At 71.1% G+C, this 16,533-nt stretch carries 17 protein-coding genes and 1 riboswitch; of the genes, 12 read left to right on the forward strand and 5 right to left on the reverse strand.

Going from position 1 to position 16,533, the window contains the following annotated elements; genetic code table 11:
- Window positions 1–21: 21 nt before the first annotated feature.
- Window positions 22–615, forward strand: a complete 594-nt coding sequence (locus ACYVJS_RS09300; RefSeq protein ID WP_460739663.1) for a hypothetical protein — start codon at window positions 22–24, stop codon at window positions 613–615.
- Here the strand turns inward: ACYVJS_RS09300 and ACYVJS_RS09305 are convergent.
- The 3 genes from ACYVJS_RS09305 to ACYVJS_RS09315 are packed head-to-tail and all read right to left on the reverse strand — an operon-like array spanning window position 585 to window position 3,759.
- Window positions 585–1,727: an adenosine deaminase family protein gene (locus ACYVJS_RS09305; protein WP_460739664.1), complete on the reverse strand. Its 1,143-nt coding sequence runs from the start codon at window positions 1,725–1,727 to the stop codon at window positions 585–587. The genes ACYVJS_RS09300 and ACYVJS_RS09305 overlap by 31 nt on opposite strands.
- Window positions 1,724–2,770, reverse strand: a complete 1,047-nt coding sequence (locus ACYVJS_RS09310; RefSeq protein WP_460739665.1) for an ADP-ribosylglycohydrolase family protein — start codon at window positions 2,768–2,770, stop codon at window positions 1,724–1,726. The genes ACYVJS_RS09305 and ACYVJS_RS09310 overlap by 4 nt, the downstream gene beginning before the upstream one ends.
- Entirely contained in the window at window positions 2,767–3,759 is a 993-nt protein-coding gene (locus ACYVJS_RS09315) for an ADP-ribosylglycohydrolase family protein (RefSeq protein WP_460739666.1), read from the reverse strand. The genes ACYVJS_RS09310 and ACYVJS_RS09315 overlap by 4 nt, the downstream gene beginning before the upstream one ends.
- A gap of 58 nt (window positions 3,760–3,817) precedes the next feature.
- Here ACYVJS_RS09315 and ACYVJS_RS09320 point away from each other — a divergent pair, with 58 nt between their 5' ends.
- Complete coding sequence (locus ACYVJS_RS09320) at window positions 3,818–4,741, forward strand: nucleoside hydrolase (RefSeq protein WP_460739667.1); 924 nt, start codon at window positions 3,818–3,820, stop codon at window positions 4,739–4,741.
- Here ACYVJS_RS09320 and ACYVJS_RS09325 read toward each other — a convergent pair.
- Window positions 4,706–5,677, reverse strand: coding sequence for a nucleoside hydrolase (locus tag ACYVJS_RS09325; RefSeq protein ID WP_460739668.1), 972 nt, complete (start codon window positions 5,675–5,677; stop codon window positions 4,706–4,708). The two genes, ACYVJS_RS09320 and ACYVJS_RS09325, sit on opposite strands and share 36 nt — an antisense overlap.
- Window positions 5,678–5,847: 170 nt before the next feature.
- On the opposite strand from ACYVJS_RS09325, the gene ACYVJS_RS09330 reads away from it, so the two are divergent.
- The 4 genes from ACYVJS_RS09330 to ACYVJS_RS09345 all read left to right on the forward strand — a co-directional run bounded on the left by ACYVJS_RS09330 (window position 5,848) and on the right by ACYVJS_RS09345 (window position 9,176).
- Window positions 5,848–6,603 (forward strand): glutamine amidotransferase, encoded by a 756-nt coding sequence (locus tag ACYVJS_RS09330; protein WP_460739669.1) that lies wholly within the window; start codon window positions 5,848–5,850, stop codon window positions 6,601–6,603.
- Window positions 6,600–7,325 (forward strand): purine-nucleoside phosphorylase, encoded by a 726-nt coding sequence (gene deoD / locus ACYVJS_RS09335; RefSeq protein WP_460739670.1) that lies wholly within the window; start codon window positions 6,600–6,602, stop codon window positions 7,323–7,325. The genes ACYVJS_RS09330 and deoD overlap by 4 nt, the downstream gene beginning before the upstream one ends.
- Window positions 7,326–7,456: 131 nt before the next feature.
- The gene (locus tag ACYVJS_RS09340; RefSeq protein ID WP_460739671.1) at window positions 7,457–8,764 is read left to right on the forward strand and encodes an SLC13 family permease; all 1,308 of its coding nucleotides are present in this window, start codon (window positions 7,457–7,459) and stop codon (window positions 8,762–8,764) included.
- A gap of 34 nt (window positions 8,765–8,798) precedes the next feature.
- Window positions 8,799–9,176 (forward strand): PPOX class F420-dependent oxidoreductase, encoded by a 378-nt coding sequence (locus tag ACYVJS_RS09345; protein ID WP_460739672.1) that lies wholly within the window; start codon window positions 8,799–8,801, stop codon window positions 9,174–9,176.
- 19 nt (window positions 9,177–9,195) lie between these two features.
- On the opposite strand, the gene ACYVJS_RS09350 is transcribed toward ACYVJS_RS09345, so the two are convergent.
- Window positions 9,196–10,794: a D-alanyl-D-alanine carboxypeptidase family protein gene (locus ACYVJS_RS09350; RefSeq protein WP_460739673.1), complete on the reverse strand. Its 1,599-nt coding sequence runs from the start codon at window positions 10,792–10,794 to the stop codon at window positions 9,196–9,198.
- Between the two features lie 37 nt (window positions 10,795–10,831).
- A riboswitch (TPP riboswitch) is annotated at window positions 10,832–10,942 on the forward strand.
- On the opposite strand from ACYVJS_RS09350, the gene ACYVJS_RS09355 reads away from it, so the two are divergent.
- From ACYVJS_RS09355 to ACYVJS_RS09380, 6 genes are all read left to right on the forward strand, one after another.
- On the forward strand, window positions 10,935–11,573 hold the full coding sequence (locus tag ACYVJS_RS09355; protein WP_460739674.1) for an ECF transporter S component: 639 nt from the start codon (window positions 10,935–10,937) through the stop codon (window positions 11,571–11,573). (Overlaps the previous riboswitch by 8 nt.)
- Entirely contained in the window at window positions 11,570–13,030 is a 1,461-nt protein-coding gene (locus ACYVJS_RS09360) for an ABC transporter ATP-binding protein (protein ID WP_460739675.1), read from the forward strand. The genes ACYVJS_RS09355 and ACYVJS_RS09360 overlap by 4 nt, the downstream gene beginning before the upstream one ends.
- Window positions 13,027–13,812 (forward strand): energy-coupling factor transporter transmembrane component T family protein, encoded by a 786-nt coding sequence (locus tag ACYVJS_RS09365; RefSeq protein ID WP_460739676.1) that lies wholly within the window; start codon window positions 13,027–13,029, stop codon window positions 13,810–13,812. Before ACYVJS_RS09360 ends, ACYVJS_RS09365 begins: the two co-directional genes overlap by 4 nt.
- Before the next feature lie 266 nt (window positions 13,813–14,078).
- Entirely contained in the window at window positions 14,079–14,840 is a 762-nt protein-coding gene (locus ACYVJS_RS09370) for an SDR family NAD(P)-dependent oxidoreductase (RefSeq protein ID WP_460739677.1), read from the forward strand.
- Window positions 14,837–15,607, forward strand: coding sequence for an enoyl-CoA hydratase/isomerase family protein (locus ACYVJS_RS09375; RefSeq protein ID WP_460739678.1), 771 nt, complete (start codon window positions 14,837–14,839; stop codon window positions 15,605–15,607). Before ACYVJS_RS09370 ends, ACYVJS_RS09375 begins: the two co-directional genes overlap by 4 nt.
- Window positions 15,608–15,639: 32 nt before the next feature.
- Window positions 15,640–16,482 carry an SDR family oxidoreductase gene (locus tag ACYVJS_RS09380; protein ID WP_460739679.1) on the forward strand — a complete coding sequence of 281 codons (843 nt, stop codon included), beginning with the start codon at window positions 15,640–15,642 and terminating at the stop codon, window positions 16,480–16,482.
- Window positions 16,483–16,533 lie beyond the last annotated feature (51 nt).

Below are 16,533 nucleotides of genomic sequence, written 5' to 3' on the forward strand. Positions count from 1 at the left end.
ATCCATAGGAAGGACCTCACCATGCCCGTTCCCCATGTCGAAGACCCCTGGACGCGCGTCACGAGTGTGCGCGGGTACGCGGCCGATGAACTCATCTCCGCGTTGCAGAAGTCCATCCGCCGTGGAGACCTTCGTCTGGCCCTGCACATCGCACGCGAGATGTACGAGACGAGCCCGGAGCTGGAAGCTGTCATGTGGTCGCGACTGTGCGTCATCTCGGCCGAAGACGCCGGCGACTCCAGCTACCGCGAACCCGTCGTGGTCAATGCCCTCTTCCAGATGCATGAGCGTCTCGACCGGGCGGCGGGTGACCGATGGCTCTTCGCGGTGCACGCCGTGCGTTTTCTCGCGGAGTCGCTGAAGGACCGCACCTCCGACGAGTGGGCGAACCTCATCCCCCTGCTGCGGGAACGCGTGCAGCGTCCGTTCGAGATCCCCGACTACGCCCTGGACGTCCACACGCGTCGTGGCCAGCTCGCGGGTCGCTCCGTCGACGACTTCTGGGAAGAGGGTTCGCAGCTGGCCCATGAACGACCCGGGCGCGACACCTCCGCACGCGACGAACTGCTGGCGCTACGAGCCGCTCAGCGCGAGACCGCGTCGTCCCATCCCTGAGCCACACGGGCACGGATCCGCTCGCGCAACTCGGGCGGGGCGAAGCTCGCGTCGGCGGCGGCGAGACTCGCGTCGCGAAGCTGTGGCATCGACCAGCCGAACGCCTCGCTGACCCGCCGCATCTCGCGCGTCACGCTCGTCGCGCTGATCATTCGGTTGTCGACGTTCACGCTCACGCGCACTCCCACGGCGGCGAGCAGGTCGATCGGATGCTGGGGGAGAGCGTCCACGACATGCCCCACGTTGGAGGTGGGACACAACTCGAGCACGATCGCGTCGTCGATGATCTGCTGGGCGATCTCTCCCGGCTCCAGGTCGGCTGCGCTGCGTCCGATGCGGTGCCAGCTGTCTCCCGCTGCTCGCACGTCGAGCCGGACGCCGGCCAGTGCGATGTCCTCGGCGAGCCGTGCTCCGTGACCGATGCGCTGGGCATGACACAGGGCGACGGCATCCCTGATGCTCTCCGCCCCATCCGCCTCGCCGGCGTGGACGGTGCGGGAGAGGCCCGCTCGCGCGGCATCCTCGAAGATGCGAGCGTGGTCGCGAGCGGGGTGGCCCTCTTCGTGTCCTGCCAGGTCGATCCCGACGACACCGGCGTCGATTCCCCGCCGAGCTGCGGCGAGCACGGCTGCGCCGGCGTGAGCCGTGCGCATCACCGAGAGCACCTGACGCACGACGATCTCGTGACCCCCGCGTGCGGCGTTCACGGTTCCCTCCGCGATCCCGTCGGCGACGGCGGACACGGCCTCGTCCATCGTGAGCCCGCCCGCGAGATGCTTCTCGGGTGCCCATCGTGTCTCGGCGTAGACGACGCCGTCCGCGGTGAGCGTCTCGACGTACTCCGCCGCGACCCGTCGCAGCTGCTCCCTGGTCTGCATCACCGAGGTGCTGAGCCCGAAGAGCAGTTCCCAATCTGCGCCGGGTTCCTCTTCGGCGAAGTGGGAGAGCCAACGCTGCAGGGCCGCGGGCGTGCGTCGTGGAGTCGCGACCCGCGCCTCCTCGGCCAGTTCGAGGATCGTCGCGGGGCGCAGAGAGCCGTCGAGATGATCGTGCAGGGACACCTTCGGTCGTCGCACCAGCGGGTCGTCCGCATCCACCCAGAACGTCGTCATGCGCGCCACCTCTCGTCGTCTCGATCTCCGTCGCCGCCAAGGGCATCGGCCAGTGTGCTCAGTCGCCACCCCGCGGTGGCCGGCAGCAGGATGCCGCGCAGCTCATCGACCGCGCTCCACTCCGGCCACGAGAGCTCCCCTGTTGCAGCGCAGAGCGCGCCGACGAGGGCCGGCACGCTGTCGGCGGTGCGGGCGAAGGTCAGCGCGAGGGGGATGCCCGCCTCCGGATCGCCGTCCGCCAGCTCCGCGAGGGCAAGGGCCAGCGGGAGGGTTTCGGCGGCGACGCCGCCGAACGAGTAGGTGCGCGGGGCGACGGTGCGCTGCAACGCAGGCAACGCGGCGAAGGGGCGCCGTGCCTCGGCGACGATCGCGCGGGCGGCATCGAGGTTGTCGCGGGTCCACGCATCGTCGGCGAGCTCGGTGCGCGCGGCGTCGATTCCCTCCCTGAGCGGTGATCCGCCGAGCACGGTGGCGATCGCGGCAGCCAGCGCGCGGGCGGCGCTGATGCCTTCGTCGGCGTTCGTGATCGATGCGTATGCGCCGGCGTGCGTCGCAGCCAGCGCCGCATTCCCCGCGAAGCGGATGCCGAACGGGACCGCGGCGGCCAGGGCGGTGTCGTCCATCCGTGCGGGATTGTCGCTTCCCGTTCGCGGCGGCTTGTCGCCTCGCGCTGCGACGCGGACGGCGTTGCGTGCGGCGATCCCCATCCACGCTTGCGGATCCGCGTGCACCGAATGCCACGTCGCGAACATGACCGACGACGGCGTCGCGCCGTCGTCGGCGGCATCCGCGTCCAGGATGGCTCGAGCTGCCACCGAGGCGGTCTCCGCATCGTCGGTGGCCACGACGCCGTTTCGATCGGCGAGCGTCGGCGTGAACGGCAACAGCGGGTGGCTGACCTGCTGGGCGTCGAGCTCGGAGGTGCGCTCCCACAGTGCGCCACGCACCCACGGCGTGCGAACGGAGCGGTGGTAGTCGGCAGGGAGCCCCAGGGCGTCCCCGACGGCGAGAGCGAGGAGAACGGATCGTGCCCGGGCGTTCATGCCGCACCGACCAGTCGCGACGCGAGCGTCGACAGGCGTGTTCCTGCCGTCGCCGTGATGCACCGGCCGCGTACGCGGTCGACGCGCTCAGTCCATGCCGCGGGAAGCGCTGCGGTGCCCGTCATGGCTCCCGCAATGGCGCCGGCCATCGCCGCGATGGTGTCGGAGTCTCGTCCGATGTTCACTCCCGCGAGGATGCAGGGCACCGGGTCGGCACGTCGTGACTGCAGGATGCCGAGCGCGAGCGCGAGCGCCTCCGGGGCGAGATCGGCCCAGGGATAGTGGGGGAGTGCGAGTTCGTCGAGCAGATGTGCATCGACGGCATCCGGGTCGTCTTCCGCGCGCGCGATGTCCAGCGCCCTCACCGCCCAGCGGCGGGTCCAGCTGTCAGCGGGCAGAGCATCGACGGCTGCGTCGCGCACAGCCGCCCAGGGCGCACCCGTCATCGCGGCGGACACGGCGGCGGCCATGGCCCGGGCCGCGTGGATGCCGTCGCCGTAGTGACTGATCGCGGCATCCTCGGCGGCCAACCGGCAGGCCTCGGCGGCGTCGCCGGCGCACAGGATCCCCCACGGCGCGACGCGCATCGCCGCGCCGTCGCTGTCGCGTTCGGCATTGCGGATACCCGTATCCGGCGGCGTCCTTCGGTCGAGGAGACCGCCGAGGGCGATCATCTCGGAGAACCCCGCTCCGGCGAAGCCGCGGTCCTGCTGTGCGAGGGCCGTGCGCCACGTCGCCGCCGTGTCCGCCGCCGTGCTCGCACGTCCGTGGGTGATCGCGGTCCACGCGGACAAGACGGCGTACTCGGTATCGTCCGTGCCGGCCTGATCCTCCGTGAGAAAGCCGCTCACCGATCCGAACCGTGCGCGAATCGCCGCGCGCGACATGCCCTCGGTGGGAGCACCGAGAGCGTCTCCGGCCGCGAGTCCCCACAGACACGCCCGCGCGCGGTCCTCGCTCTCGTTCGAGACCGTGTCCGAGCGGTCCATCCGAACCTCCATCGCCGAAGTATTGCACAAATCGATTTGCATGGTGTCGCATAGGAGCATGGACATCCCTCCGCGGTTCGTACTGGACACCGATATCGGGACGGACGTCGACGACGTCCTTTCCCTGGCGATGCTGTGGGGCGCGGGGCGCCCGCCCGAACTCGTCACCACGGTCTACGGCGACACCGCCCTGCGCGCGCGGCTGACACAGCGGTACGCGAGGCTCGCGGGGCGCGACGTCCGTGTGCGTGCAGGCGAGCCGGTCCCGCTGTCGGGTCGCGAGGTGTGGTGGGCGGGCACCGAGGGCAGCCTCCATGACGGCCTCGACGGCGAGGCATACGAATCGGGCGCGGCCGTCGAGGCGATCGTCGCGTGTGCGCGAGAGGCGCGCGGTGCGCTCGATGTCATCGCGATCGGGCCGCTCACCGACATCGCTGCGTCGATTCTGGCGGATCCCGTCTTTGTCGCGTCGGTGCGCCGCCTCTGGATCATGGGCGGAAGTTTCGCCGCCGAACCGTTCGAGCACAATCTGCGCAGCGACTCCGCGGCCGCTCGCATCGTTTTCGACAGCGGGATCCCCATCCGTCTCGCGCCGCTGGAGGCGACGCGACAGGTGCGACTGACCCCTGCGCACCGTGCCCGTATCGGCGCGGCGGGGCCGCTCGGGGCCGCCCTTGAGCGTGACATGCGTCAGTGGTGGGACTACTGGGGCGAGACCTGGGGTGTGCCCCACGATCCGCTCCTGGTCCTCGCGGCCCTCGACGAGGATGCGTTCGGCTGGAGCGTGCCCGGTCGTGTCGAGATCGAGGTCGGCGGCGACCAGGACGGGGCGTCGAGGTTCGTGCCCGACCCGACAGGTGCGACGGTGCTGATGGAGCGCCTTGACGCCGATCGCGCGGCGGAACGCATCGTGGACCTTGTCGTAGCGGGCTGCCGCCCCGGCGGGCTACCGCATGCTCAGGGCGGCCACGACCTCCGGTGAAGCGGGTGGCGTGGAAGCGAGCAGGGAGACGAGCATGTCGGCGAAGCGGGCTCCGTCGATGGCGGTGGGTGCGTCCACGTTGGGTTCATCCGAGTTGGCGTAGAACACCGTGGCGCCGCGGGTGAGGTCACTCGTCGTCTCGACGTCGACCCGGTAGGCGCGCTGCGAGATGATGAGGTCTTCGTCGAGCGCGAGGGCGACCGACAGCGAATCGGGATGGGTGGAGCCCTCGATCCCGACCGCGACGTCGAAGTCGAAGGTCGCCTGATTCGCGCGCACGAAGAAGGATGAGAGCGCGGTACCGAGAGCGGCGATGCGATCGATCTGCGCCTGATCGAAGACGGCGTCGCGCAGGGTTACAGGGTCCCAGGTGAGCATCTGGATGCGGCCGAAGCCGGCCCCGAGGACGATGGCGGCCGCCTCGGGGTCGACGTAGATGTTGTACTCCGCGGCCGGCGTGATGTTGCCGCGGCCGTTGATGGATCCGCCCATGATGGTGAGCCGGTCGACCCGACCGGCGAAGCCCGGGTCCTTGCGCACGGCGAGGGCGATGTTCGTCAGCGGCCCGATCGCGACGATCCGCAGTTCGCCCGCGTGCTCCTTCGCGAGGCGGATCAGCGTGTCGACCGCGTGCTCGTCGTCCGGTTCGGCCCCGTCGGCGGGGCGACGGATGCCGCCGACGCCGTCGCCGTGCACCTCAGATGCGCTCACCCACGGGCGCAGGAGCGGCACCGTCGCACCGAGGTGGACCGGCACCTGCCCGCCTCTCCCGGCGAGATCGAGGGTAAGCAGCGCGTTGTGCACCTGCTGGTCGAAGCCCACGTTCCCGGCCACGATCGTCACCGCCCTCAGGTCGGCATTCGGATGAAGCAGGCCGACCAGCAGGGCGAAGCAGTCGTCGGCGGCGGTGTCGGTATCGATCACGAGAGGGATCACAGGTTCTCCGGAGGGCGGCGTGCAGGGGGCGGTGTCATCCTTCCTGCGGTGGCGTCGTCGTGCCCCATCGGCCGGTCGGTTTTACACACAGGTAATCAGATGGACCCCTCGATGACATGCAAATCGATTTGCATCTTAGGAAGGGGGATCTTCCCGGATCGGAGTACGGCATGGCCAGAGTCCTGTTGGCGGGAGAATCGTGGTTCGTCCACGAAATCCATCAGAAGGGGTTCGACACCTTCACCGCCTCACGCTACGAGGAGGGCGGGGGCGAGTTCGTCGCGGCGCTGACCGGGGCGGGGCACGAGGTCACGCGCATACCCTCGCATCTCATCGCCGATGAGTTCCCCGAGAACGCATCGAGCATCCACGAGCGATGGGATGTGGTCGTGCTCTCGGATGTCGGCGCGAACACCTTCCTCCTGCCGCCCTCGACATTTCGCGAGTCCCGTGTCGCAGCGGACCGGCTCGCGGCCCTGCGGGACTTCGTGCGGGACGGCGGCGGCCTGGCTGCGATCGGCGGTTACCTCAGCTTCTCCGGCATCGATGCGAAGGCACGGTGGGGGCGCAGCGCGATCGCCGACATTCTTCCGGTCCGCGTACTGAGTCGCGATGATCGCGTCGAGGTCCCGCAATCGATCGCGCCCGTCGTCTCCGGGGACCACCCCGTCACCGCCGGATTGGAGAGCGTGTGGCCCGGGTTGCTCGGATACAACGAGGTCGCCATGCGGGAGGGGGCCCGCCTGCTCGCCTCCATCGGCGATGACCCGCTGCTCGTCGTCACGGAGGCCGGGCGGGGGCGCGCAGCCGCCTTCACCTCCGATCTCGCGCCGCACTGGTGCCCGCCGGAGTTCCTCGCGTGGGCCGGGTACGCCCGGCTGTTCGACCGTCTCATCAGTTGGCTGGCTCGGGAGGAGCTCGCATGACCACGCCTCACATCAACGCACCTGAGGGAAGCATCGCCCCTCTCGTCATCATGCCGGGAGACCCGCGCCGAGCCGCCCGCATCGCTGAGCGACACCTGACCGATCCGGTGCTGGTCACCGATGTGCGCGGAATCCTGGGATTCACGGGAACGCACGACGGTGCACGGATGACCGTCATCGCCTCCGGCATGGGCGGGCCCTCCATGACGATCTACGCGACCGAGCTCGCACGGTTCTACGGAGTGCAGCGCATCGTGCGTGTCGGCACCGCCGGTGCCATGCGCCCCGAGGTCGCGGTGTCCGACGTCGTCATCGCCGCCGGAGCACACACCGACAGCGCCATGACGCAGTCGCGTGTGCCTGGGGTCGCGTTCAGTCATATCGCCGACGTGGGTCTCATGCAGGCCGCGCTCGCCGCGGCAGGGCGGGCGGGCACCGCGGTGCACGCCGGCGCGGTCTTCAGCTCCGACCACTTCTATCTCGACCGCCCCGAGCTCACCGCGGCTCTCGCCGCGCACGGAACCCTCGCGGTCGAGATGGAGGCGGCGGCGCTGTACGCGGTGGCGGCGGCCGAACGCTTCGCCGCACTGGCCGTGGTCACCGTCAGCGACCACCTGCTCACACAGCAGGCGATGACCTCGCTCGAACGTGAGACTGCCTACGAGGGTGCGCTCGCGCTGGCTCTCGCTGCACTGCTCGCCGACCTGCCTCCCGGCGCCTGAGAACCTGGCTCGCGACATCGGCGGCAACGAGGTGTTCGACGTGCGCACGCGCCTCGACGCCACCGTGCGCTTCGTCTGATCGCACGAGCGGGGACCGGATGCGGGGAACAGCCCGCCGCTAGCGTGGAGGCATGGACCCGATCGCCGCGACCTTCCTCATCCTGGGGCTTGCGGTGCTCGCGTTCCTCTCGGGCCGGGTGCCTCTGGAAGTCGTGGCGACAGGCGTCGCTCTCGCCCTCTGGGCGACCGGTGTGCTCACGCTTCCCGAAGCGCTCGCCGGGTTCGGCGACCCCACGGTGCTGTTCATCGCGAGTCTGTTCGTCGTGGCCAGCGCGCTCGAGAGAAGCGGCATCACGCGCTGGCTCGGGGGACTGATCGTCGCACGCGCCGGCCATCGTCGCGGCCCGGTCATCGCCGCACTCGGTGCGCTCGTGGCGGTGCTGACCGCCTTCCTCAGCATCAACGGCGCAGTGGCAGCCCTGGTGCCCGTCGCCACGGTGATCGCCCGGCGCGCCCGTATTCCCGCGTCGAAGGTGATGATCCCGCTGGCCTTCCTGGCATCGGCGGCCTCGCTGCTCACGCTCACCGGGACGCCGGTGAACGTCGTCGTCTCAGAGCTCGCCGAGGCCGAGACCGGCCGAGGGTTCGGCTTCGCGGAGTTCGCGCTCGTCGGGCTGCCCCTGCTGGGTGCGGCCGTCGCCGTCATCATCCTGTTCGGGGACCGTCTGCTGCCCTCGCGACCCGACGCCCTCGCGGATCCCGCGCCCGGGCCGCGTGAGTCGGAGACGCTGTCGCTGGTTCCCGAGACCGTACGCACGGGCGCCGTGCGGACCGTGCCGACGGGGATGCGGCGGGGAGCCCGGCGCACCCTCGTGATCACCGGCATCATGGTCGTGCTGCTGGCGACGGGAATCGCGCCGCCGGCGGTGTCGGGCCTCGCGGCGGCCGGTGCCCTCGTCCTCACCCGCGTCGTCACGCTGCCCGCCCTGTATCAGGATATCTCGTGGACGACGCTGGTGCTCATCGCCGGCATGATCCCGCTCTCGGCCGCCTTTCTGCAGACCGGGGCCGCGGAGGTCGTGGCCGACGGCGTCCTCCGCGTCGTGGGCTCGGCCGATCCGCACCTCGCGCTGCTCGCGGTCTGCGTCGTCACCGTCGTTCTCGGCCAGTTCATCTCGAACGTCGCGACGGTGCTGATCGTTGCGCCGGTCGCCACGGCGATCGCGGTGAACCTCGGGGTCAGCCCCGTCACCTTCCTCATGGCGCTGACCGTCGCGGGCGCGGCGTCCTTCCTGACACCCCTCGCGACGCCGGCCAACTTGATGGTGCTGACCCCCGGCGGATACCGGTTCGGCGACTACTGGCGCCTCGGACTTCCGCTCGCCCTGCTGTTCCTCGCCGCGGCCGTGCTGTACGTGCCGCTCATCTGGCGGTTCTGAGCCGACGCCTATCCGGCTCTGGCAGGCTGAGGCGGTGATCACCGACGCAGCGCGCGAGTTCCTGTCCGAATACCACCTCGCCACGCTGTCGACGCTGGACCGGCAGGGCCGCATCCACTCGGTGCCGGTCGGCATCACGTACGAGGACGGCATCGTGCGGGTGATCGGCTCCCGCGGCACGCAGAAGTTCCTCAACGTCGAGCGCACCGGCCGCGCCAGCGTCAACACCGTCGACGGTCGTCGCTGGCTCAGCTTCGAGGGGTCGGCTCGCGTCGTCGAGGATGCGGATGCGGTCGCCCACGCCGTCGACCTCTACACCCGTCGCTACCGCGAGCCCCGTCCGAACCCCGACCGGGTCGTGCTGGAGATCACCGTGGAGCGCGTGCTCGGCTCTCCCGACTTCCGCGCCTGAGCGCCGTCGGCCGGATCGCTCAGACCAGGCCGAACAGCTCGAGCGGGTGCGTCAGCCGCCACCAGGGGCTCGGTCCGTCCACCTCGCCGTCGAGCACGACGTCCACCGTCGATGCGTTCTTCGGGCCGGTCGCGACGAGAGACCCGACGACCTCGCCCTGCTCGTGCACGTCGCCGAGGTCGAACGAGGTCGCCAGCGACGCGGCGGAGCCGTTCCACAGCACCACATCGGCGTCGGACGCGGTCACGATCGGAACGGTCGTGCCCCAGCGCGTCTCCACCCGTCCGACCATCGTGCCGGCCGCAACCGAGGGCGTGAGCTGCAGCTCCTGCTCGACCTGGGCGAACAGCGCGCGCGTGACCGCATCCCGCGTCTCGACGTCGGGCTGTCCGAGCGTCGCGGCGTAGATGCGCACGGTGGTGTCGCCGATCGTGACGTCCTTCGCGGCGAGCAGGTTGTACGAGTCGAGGGTGCCCGTCTTGAGGCCGACGACGCCGGGGTCCGCGAGCAGGTTGTTCGTGTTCTCGACGAGGCCCGCGCCGGGAAGCTCGACGGAGGACGTGCGCACGATCTCGGCGATGACGGGGTCCGCCATCGCGCGCTTGGCGACCTCGAGCAGAGCCTCGGGGGTCGCCGTGTTCTCGGCCTCGATGCCGGCGGGGCCGGCGATCGTAATCCCCGCCAGGCCGTGCGCGGCGAGCCAGTCGTTGGCCGCCCGTGCATAGACGGCGTTGTTGGGCCAGATGGTGTCGGCCAGGCGGTCGGCGTAGTTGTTCGCGGAGCCCATGAGCATGCCCTGCAGCATCTGGTACTCGGTGAGCGTTCCCCCCACGGGAACATCCAGCGCCGATTCTCCGTTGCGGCGGTACGACCAGTATTCGCGCTCGTCGGCGGCGCTGAAGGCGAACTCCCTGCCTTGTTCGCCTGTCGCCAGAGGCATCTGGTCGAGGACGACCATCGCCGTCACGACCTTGGTGATACTCGCGATCGACCGGGCATCGGCGCTGGACGCGATGGCGGAGCCCACACCGTCGACGACGACAGCGGCGCTGCCCTCGCCCGGCCACGCGCCGACTGCCGCTGCCGCGGGTGTGGGCTCGACGGCCGACGCCTGCACGGTGGGGGCGATCGCATGCAGCGGCCAGAGGAGAGTGGTGCCGCAGTACGCCGCGATCACGGCGACGATCAGCGCGATCGGAACGAGGACCCCGGGGCGCCACGGGGTGCGGCGCGGGGCGCGGGCGAGCAGGTCCGCGGCGACCGGGGTGAACGACGCCGCGCCCGCGGCCTCGAGCTGCGGAACCGCCTGGGACACGCGGGTGACGGTGATCTCATCGACCCAGCTCAGCGCCGTGGTCACCGGCGGCACCACGACCGGCACCGACGCGGTCGCATCCTGCGCGGGAAAGTAGGAGTTCTCCATCGCGGTATCCGTGGACGTGTCGTCGAAGCTCGCGGCCGCGATCATCGCCGGAGTGGATGCCGCATCCGCCGGTACGCGCGGCACGTCGATCTGGAGGTCGTCGGGCGGCAGCGGCGCCTCGTCGACCGGCGGCTCAGCGCGTCCGCCGCGGCGCAGCGAACGCCGAGTGGGCGGGGTCGGGCCAGTCACGGTCACTCGCCTACGGTAGCGCGAGCTGCGGGTCTATACTCGGCACGTCAACCACGGGAGTCCGGTGAGCCGGGCTGAGAGGAAGCGGATCCACGCTTCGACCGTCGAACCTGATCCGGATCATGCCGGCGCAGGAAGGAGCATCAATGCACACGTCCACGTCCACATCCGCTCGTCCTTCTCTCACGTCCAGGTGGCGCTGGCGGGTCGTCGACATCGTCGTCGCCAGCGTGATCGGCGTCGCCGCCGGCGTCATCTTCTGGGTCTGGGGTCAGGCCTGGACGCCCCTGAGCACCGCGCTCGCGTTCCTGCCGGGACTCGAGGGGCTCCTCGCCGGCGGCTGGCTGTTCGCAGGGGTGCTCACCGCCCTCATCATCCGCAAGCCCGGCGCCGCGCTGTACGGCGAGGTCGTCGCCGCGGTCGTCTCCATGGCGCTCGGCACGCAGTGGGGCTTCACGACGTTCATCTGGGGCGTGGTGCAGGGTGTGGGTGCCGAACTCGGCTTCGCGCTGTTCGCCTACGCCAACTACCGGCTCTGGGTCGCGCTCGTCTCGGGTGCGCTCACGGGACTGGCTGTGGCGCTGCTCGACACCAACTTCTCCTCCATCGCCGCCTACGACGCGGGCCCCCGCGCGATCTACTTCGTCTCGGCGATCGTCTCGGGCATCCTCATCGCGGGGCTCGTCTCGTGGCTGATCGCCCGTGCGCTCGCCGCGACGGGAGCGCTCGACCGGTTCGCGTCCGGACGTCAGGCGCGCATCGTCGAAGCCGCCGACGCGGCGTGACTCCCGGCGCGCGGGTCGTCGGCCGCGGGTGGGGCTGGCGGCACGCGGGTCGCAGGCGCTGGGCCGTCGCCGACATCGACCTCACGATCGAGCCCGGCGAGCGGGTGCTGCTGCTGGGAGCGAGCGGTGCGGGTAAATCGACGCTGCTGCGCGCCTTCGCCGGTGTGCTGGGCGGCGACGAGGACGGCGAGGCGGCGGGGGAGCTGACCGTCGACGGCCAACCCCCCGCATCCGTCCGCGGCGTCGCGGGCATGGTGCTGCAGGACCCCGACGCGCAGGTCATCCTCGCCCGCGTCGGCGACGACGTCGCGTTCGGGTGCGAGAACCTCGGAGTTGCGGCCGGCGAGATCTGGCCGCGGGTCGGTGAAGCGCTGGATGCGGTGGGGCTGTCGGTGCCGCTGGACCACCCCACATCCGCGCTGTCGGGCGGGCAGAAGCAGCGGCTCGCGCTCGCCGGCGCGCTGGCCATGCGCCCGAAGCTCCTCCTGCTCGACGAGCCGACAGCCAACCTCGATCCCGACGGCGCTCGGCAGGTGCGGGATGCGGTCGCCGCCGTCGCCGCCCGCACGGGGGCGACGCTCGTCGTCGTCGAACACCGCGTTGACCTGTGGGTCGATCTCGTGGACCGCGTCGTCGTGCTCGCGCCCGAGGGCGGGGTGCTGGCGGACGGCGTTCCCGCCGACGTCTTCGCCACGGCGGCGGATGCCCTGACGCAGGCCGGGGTGTGGGTGCCGGGAGTTCCCGTCGAGATCACCGGGCGCCCGCGCACAGCCGAGGCATCGCCGCTCGTGGTCGGCGCCGGCCTCGCGGTCGGGCGGCGGATCGGACGCCGCGAGGCGCTCGCGGCCGCATCCGGGATCGACGTACAGCTGAGCGCGGGACGGGCGCTCGCGATCACGGGAGCCAACGGCGCCGGCAAGTCCACGCTCGCGCTCACCCTCGCGGGACTGCTGCCGTCGATCGGCGGCGAGGTGCGAGCGGCGGATGCGTTGGCCGCCGGCGTCGGACCCGATCCGTCCCGGTGGCGCGCGGCCCAGTTGCTCACGCGCATCGGCACCGTGTTCCAGGAGCCGGAGCATCAGCTGCTCACCGCGCGCGTACGCGACGAGCTCGCTGTGGGTCCGCGTGCGCTGGGTCTCTCCGAGTCGGAGGTGGCCGCGCGGGTCGATCCACTGCTCGAGCGTCTTCGCCTGGGACGCCTCGCCGAGGTGAACCCTTTCACGCTCTCCGGCGGGGAGAAACGCCGCCTGACCGTCGCGGCGGTCCTCGCGACCGCGCCCCGCGTCATCCTGCTCGACGAACCGACCTACGGGCAGGACGCGCGCACCTGGCGGGAGCTCGCGGACCTGATCGACGAACTGCGCTCCGACGGCACCGCGATCGGCTTCGTCTCGCACGATCCCGCCCTCGTCGGGGCGCTCGCCGACGACGAGCTGCGGCTGGGTCGGGCCTCATGAGCCTGTTCGCGATCGACGCCTCGGCCAGCCCGTTGGGCCGGATCAACCCGGTCGCCAAGCTCATCGCGACCCTCGTCGTCTCCGTCACCCTCTTGCTTTCGATCGACCCTGTCTCTGCGGCCGTCACTCTCGCCGCCACGCTCGTGCTCCTCGCTTTCTCGCGGCTGCGGGCGCGCGAGGTCTGGCTGCGCGTGTGGCCGATCGGCGTCGCGGCGCTCATCGGCGGCGCGGCGACGGTGCTGTACGGCCGGCCCTCCGGCACGGTGTTCTTCGAGTGGGGGCTCGTGCGTGTCAGCGAGGGATCCCTCTTGCTCGCAGCCGCCATCGTTCTGAGGGTGCTCGCGATCGCGCTGCCGTCGGTCGTCCTGTTCATCACGACCGACCCGACGGACCTCGCCGACGGTCTCGCCCAGTTGCTGCGCCTGCCCGCCCGGTTCGTGCTCGGCGCGCTCGCGGGCCTGCGTCTGGTGGGGCTGCTCGTCGACGACTGGCGCGAGCTCGCCCTGGCCCGGCGTGCACGAGGGGTAGCTGACCGCGGCCGCATCCGTCGATTCCTCGGTCAGGCGTTCGCCCTCTTCGTGCTGTCCATCCGCCGCGGCACGAAGCTTGCGACGGCGATGGAGGCCCGCGGCTTCGGGTCGGACGCACCGCGCACCTGGGCTCGGCCGTCGCGGCTCGGCTGGCGCGACGCGGTGCTGCTCGCCCTCGCGGCGGTGATCGCCGCCGCATCCGTGACCACAGCGGTGCTCGCCGGCACCTGGACCCTGGTCTTCGCCCTCTGACGCCGCGGCGCCCCGCGCACGTTCCCCTGTCTCAGATCGAGCCGCAGGCGTCGATCTGAGACAGGGGAACGAGAGGTCCGCGTGCTCGCCTGTCACAGATCGAGCGCGGTGCGTCGATCTGTGACAGGCGAGCCGGGGTGGGGTGGGGCCAGGGGAGCAGGCGAGCGGGGTGGGCGGGCTGCGGAGCGGTCGGAGAGGGAGGGCGTGACGGTGGGACCCGGTGCCGCGTAGGGTGGAACCCGATACCGACGTACGAAGGAGAACGTATGGATGTCGCGGGTGCATCCGCGCTGGTCACGGGCGGCGCGAGCGGACTCGGCTGGGCCACGGCGCAGAGACTCGCCGCCGACGGCGCGCACGTGGTCCTCGTCGATCTGCCGTCCTCGGCGGGCGCGGAACGGGCGGCCGAGTTGGGCGGCACGTTCGCCGCGGCAGACGTCACGAGTCCCGAGCAGATCGCGGATGCGGTCGCCGCCGCATCCGCCGTCGTGCCTCTTCGCGTGGTCGTCAACTGCGCGGGCATCGCCCCGCCTGCCAAGGTGCTCGATCGTGAGGGTGAACCGACGCCGCTCGCCGACTTCGAGAAGCTCGTGCGCGTGAACCTCGTCGGCACCTACAACGTCATCGCCCAGGCGTCTGCTGCCATCGCCCGCACCGAGCCGACCGCGGGAGGTGATCGGGGCGTCATCGTGAACACGGCGTCGGTCGCCGCGTTCGACGGTCAGATCGGGCAGCCGGCGTACTCCGCGTCCAAGGGCGGCGTGCACGCGATGACCCTGCCGATCGCGCGCGAGCTCGCCCGCCACGCGATCCGGGTGGTCACGATCGCGCCGGGCATCATGGAGACGCCGATGCTCGCGGGTCTGCCGCAGCCGGCGCAGGACTCGCTCGGCCAGCAGGTGCCGTACCCGGCCCGCCTCGGGCGCCCGGACGAGTATGCCGGCCTCGTGGCCGAGATCGTGCGCAACGGCTACCTCAACGGCGAGACGATCCGTCTCGACGGCGCGATCCGGATGGCTCCGCGATGAGCGCCGATTCGATCCTGGTGGAGGTGGCCGACGGTCTCGCCCGCGTGACGCTGAACCGTCCCGATCGCCTCAACGCGATGGACTTCGCGATGGGCGAGCGCTGGCGGGATGCCGCACGACAGGTCACCTCCGACCCCGCGGTCGTCGCCGTGCTGCTGGATGCGGCGGGGCCCGCGTTCTGCGCCGGCGGCGACGTGATCTCCATGGCGACCTCCGGCGCCGCAGGCAGCGATGTCACGGCCGCCGCGTACGTGATCCACGAGGGCATCCGCGCATTCACCGAGTCCCACGTGCCCGTCGTCGCGGCGGTCCAGGGGGCGGTCGCCGGCGGAGGGCTCGGCCTGATGCTCACGGCGGACTACATCGTCGCGGCGGATGTGGCGAAGTTCGTCAGCCGCTACGCCAACATCGGTCTCACGCCCGACCTCGGTGTCTCGACCCTGCTGGCCGCCGCCGTCGGCCCGCGTCGCGCGCTCCAGCTGCTGCTCCAGGACCGCACGCTGTCAGCAGCCGAGGCGCTCGAATGGGGGCTGGTCGCCGAAGTGGTCGCCGACCCCGCCTCCCGCGCTCTCGAGATCGCACGCTTCTGGCTCGAGGGTGCGACGGGCGCGTTCGGCCAGGCCAAGCGGCTCGTCCGCTCCGGCGCCGACCGCTCCTTCGCCGAGAACCTTCACGACGAGGCGCACACGATCGGTGCCGCCTTCGACACCCCCGAGGCGAAAGCCCGCATCCAGGCGTTCGCCGCCGCATCCGTCCGCCGCGGGTGAAGCCGACGCTTCAGACGTACCGAGGAGACCCCATGACCGAACAGAAGCCGCTCGCAGGCAAGACCATCCTCATGTCCGGCGGTAGTCGCGGCATCGGCCTCGCGATCGCGCTGCGCGCCGCGCGCGACGGCGCGAACATCGCCCTGCTGGCCAAGACCGACACCCCGCATCCGAAGCTCGAGGGCACGGTGCACACCGCGGCGGCGGCGATCGAGGAGGCGGGCGGGCAGGCGCTCCCCCTCGTGGGCGACGTGCGCAACGAGGACGACATCACGCAGGCCGTGCTGACCGCGCACGGGGAGTTCGGCGGCATCGACATCGTCGTCAACAACGCGTCGGTCATCGACCTGTCGGGCTCTCTCGAGCTCGCGACGAAGAAGTACGACCTCATGCAGGACGTCAACGTGCGCGGCACGTTTCTGCTCTCCCGTGCCGCGGTGCCGATGCTGAAGGATGCGCCGAACCCGCACATCCTGTCGCTGTCGCCGCCGCTGAACCTGTCGCCCAGGTGGCTCGGCGCCCACACGGGCTACACGCTCGCGAAGTACGGGATGACGATGGCGACCCTCGGCATGGCTGCGGAGTTCGCGGATGCGGGCATCGCCGCCAACACGCTGTGGCCGCGGACGACGATCGCGACCGCCGCCGTGCAGTTCTCCCTGGGCGGCGAGCGGATGATGGCCGTCAGCCGCACGCCCGAGATCTACGCGGATGCGGCGTACGAGGTGATCACGCGACCTGCGCGCGAGTACACGGGGCAGACGCTCATCGTCGAGGAGGTGCTTGCCGAGGCGGGCGTCACCGACCTCTCGGGATACGCCGCCGTGCCCGGCACGCCCGATTCGGCGATGTTCCCCGACATCTTCCTCGACTGAGCGCGGGCGCCCGCTCGCACCTGGCACTCAGGGACGGCCTCCTACCCTTGC

The organism is Microbacterium neimengense, from assembly GCF_054782995.1.

Excerpts from the sequence above, each read along its gene's own strand:
- ACYVJS_RS09330 (WP_460739669.1), top strand. The coding sequence starts at position 5,848 with ATGGCCAGAGTCCTGTTGGCGGGAGAATCGTGGTTCGTCCACGAAATC.
- ACYVJS_RS09320 (WP_460739667.1), top strand. The coding sequence starts at position 3,818 with ATGGACATCCCTCCGCGGTTCGTACTGGACACCGATATCGGGACGGAC.
- ACYVJS_RS09305 (WP_460739664.1), bottom strand. The coding sequence starts at position 1,727 with ATGACGACGTTCTGGGTGGATGCGGACGACCCGCTGGTGCGACGACCG.
- ACYVJS_RS09370 (WP_460739677.1), top strand. The coding sequence starts at position 14,079 with ATGGATGTCGCGGGTGCATCCGCGCTGGTCACGGGCGGCGCGAGCGGA.
- ACYVJS_RS09310 (WP_460739665.1), bottom strand. The coding sequence starts at position 2,770 with ATGAACGCCCGGGCACGATCCGTTCTCCTCGCTCTCGCCGTCGGGGAC.
- ACYVJS_RS09315 (WP_460739666.1), bottom strand. The coding sequence starts at position 3,759 with ATGGACCGCTCGGACACGGTCTCGAACGAGAGCGAGGACCGCGCGCGG.
- ACYVJS_RS09375 (WP_460739678.1), top strand. The coding sequence starts at position 14,837 with ATGAGCGCCGATTCGATCCTGGTGGAGGTGGCCGACGGTCTCGCCCGC.
- ACYVJS_RS09365 (WP_460739676.1), top strand. The coding sequence starts at position 13,027 with ATGAGCCTGTTCGCGATCGACGCCTCGGCCAGCCCGTTGGGCCGGATC.
- ACYVJS_RS09300 (WP_460739663.1), top strand. The coding sequence starts at position 22 with ATGCCCGTTCCCCATGTCGAAGACCCCTGGACGCGCGTCACGAGTGTG.
- ACYVJS_RS09340 (WP_460739671.1), top strand. The coding sequence starts at position 7,457 with ATGGACCCGATCGCCGCGACCTTCCTCATCCTGGGGCTTGCGGTGCTC.
- deoD (WP_460739670.1), top strand. The coding sequence starts at position 6,600 with ATGACCACGCCTCACATCAACGCACCTGAGGGAAGCATCGCCCCTCTC.
- ACYVJS_RS09380 (WP_460739679.1), top strand. The coding sequence starts at position 15,640 with ATGACCGAACAGAAGCCGCTCGCAGGCAAGACCATCCTCATGTCCGGC.
- ACYVJS_RS09355 (WP_460739674.1), top strand. The coding sequence starts at position 10,935 with ATGCACACGTCCACGTCCACATCCGCTCGTCCTTCTCTCACGTCCAGG.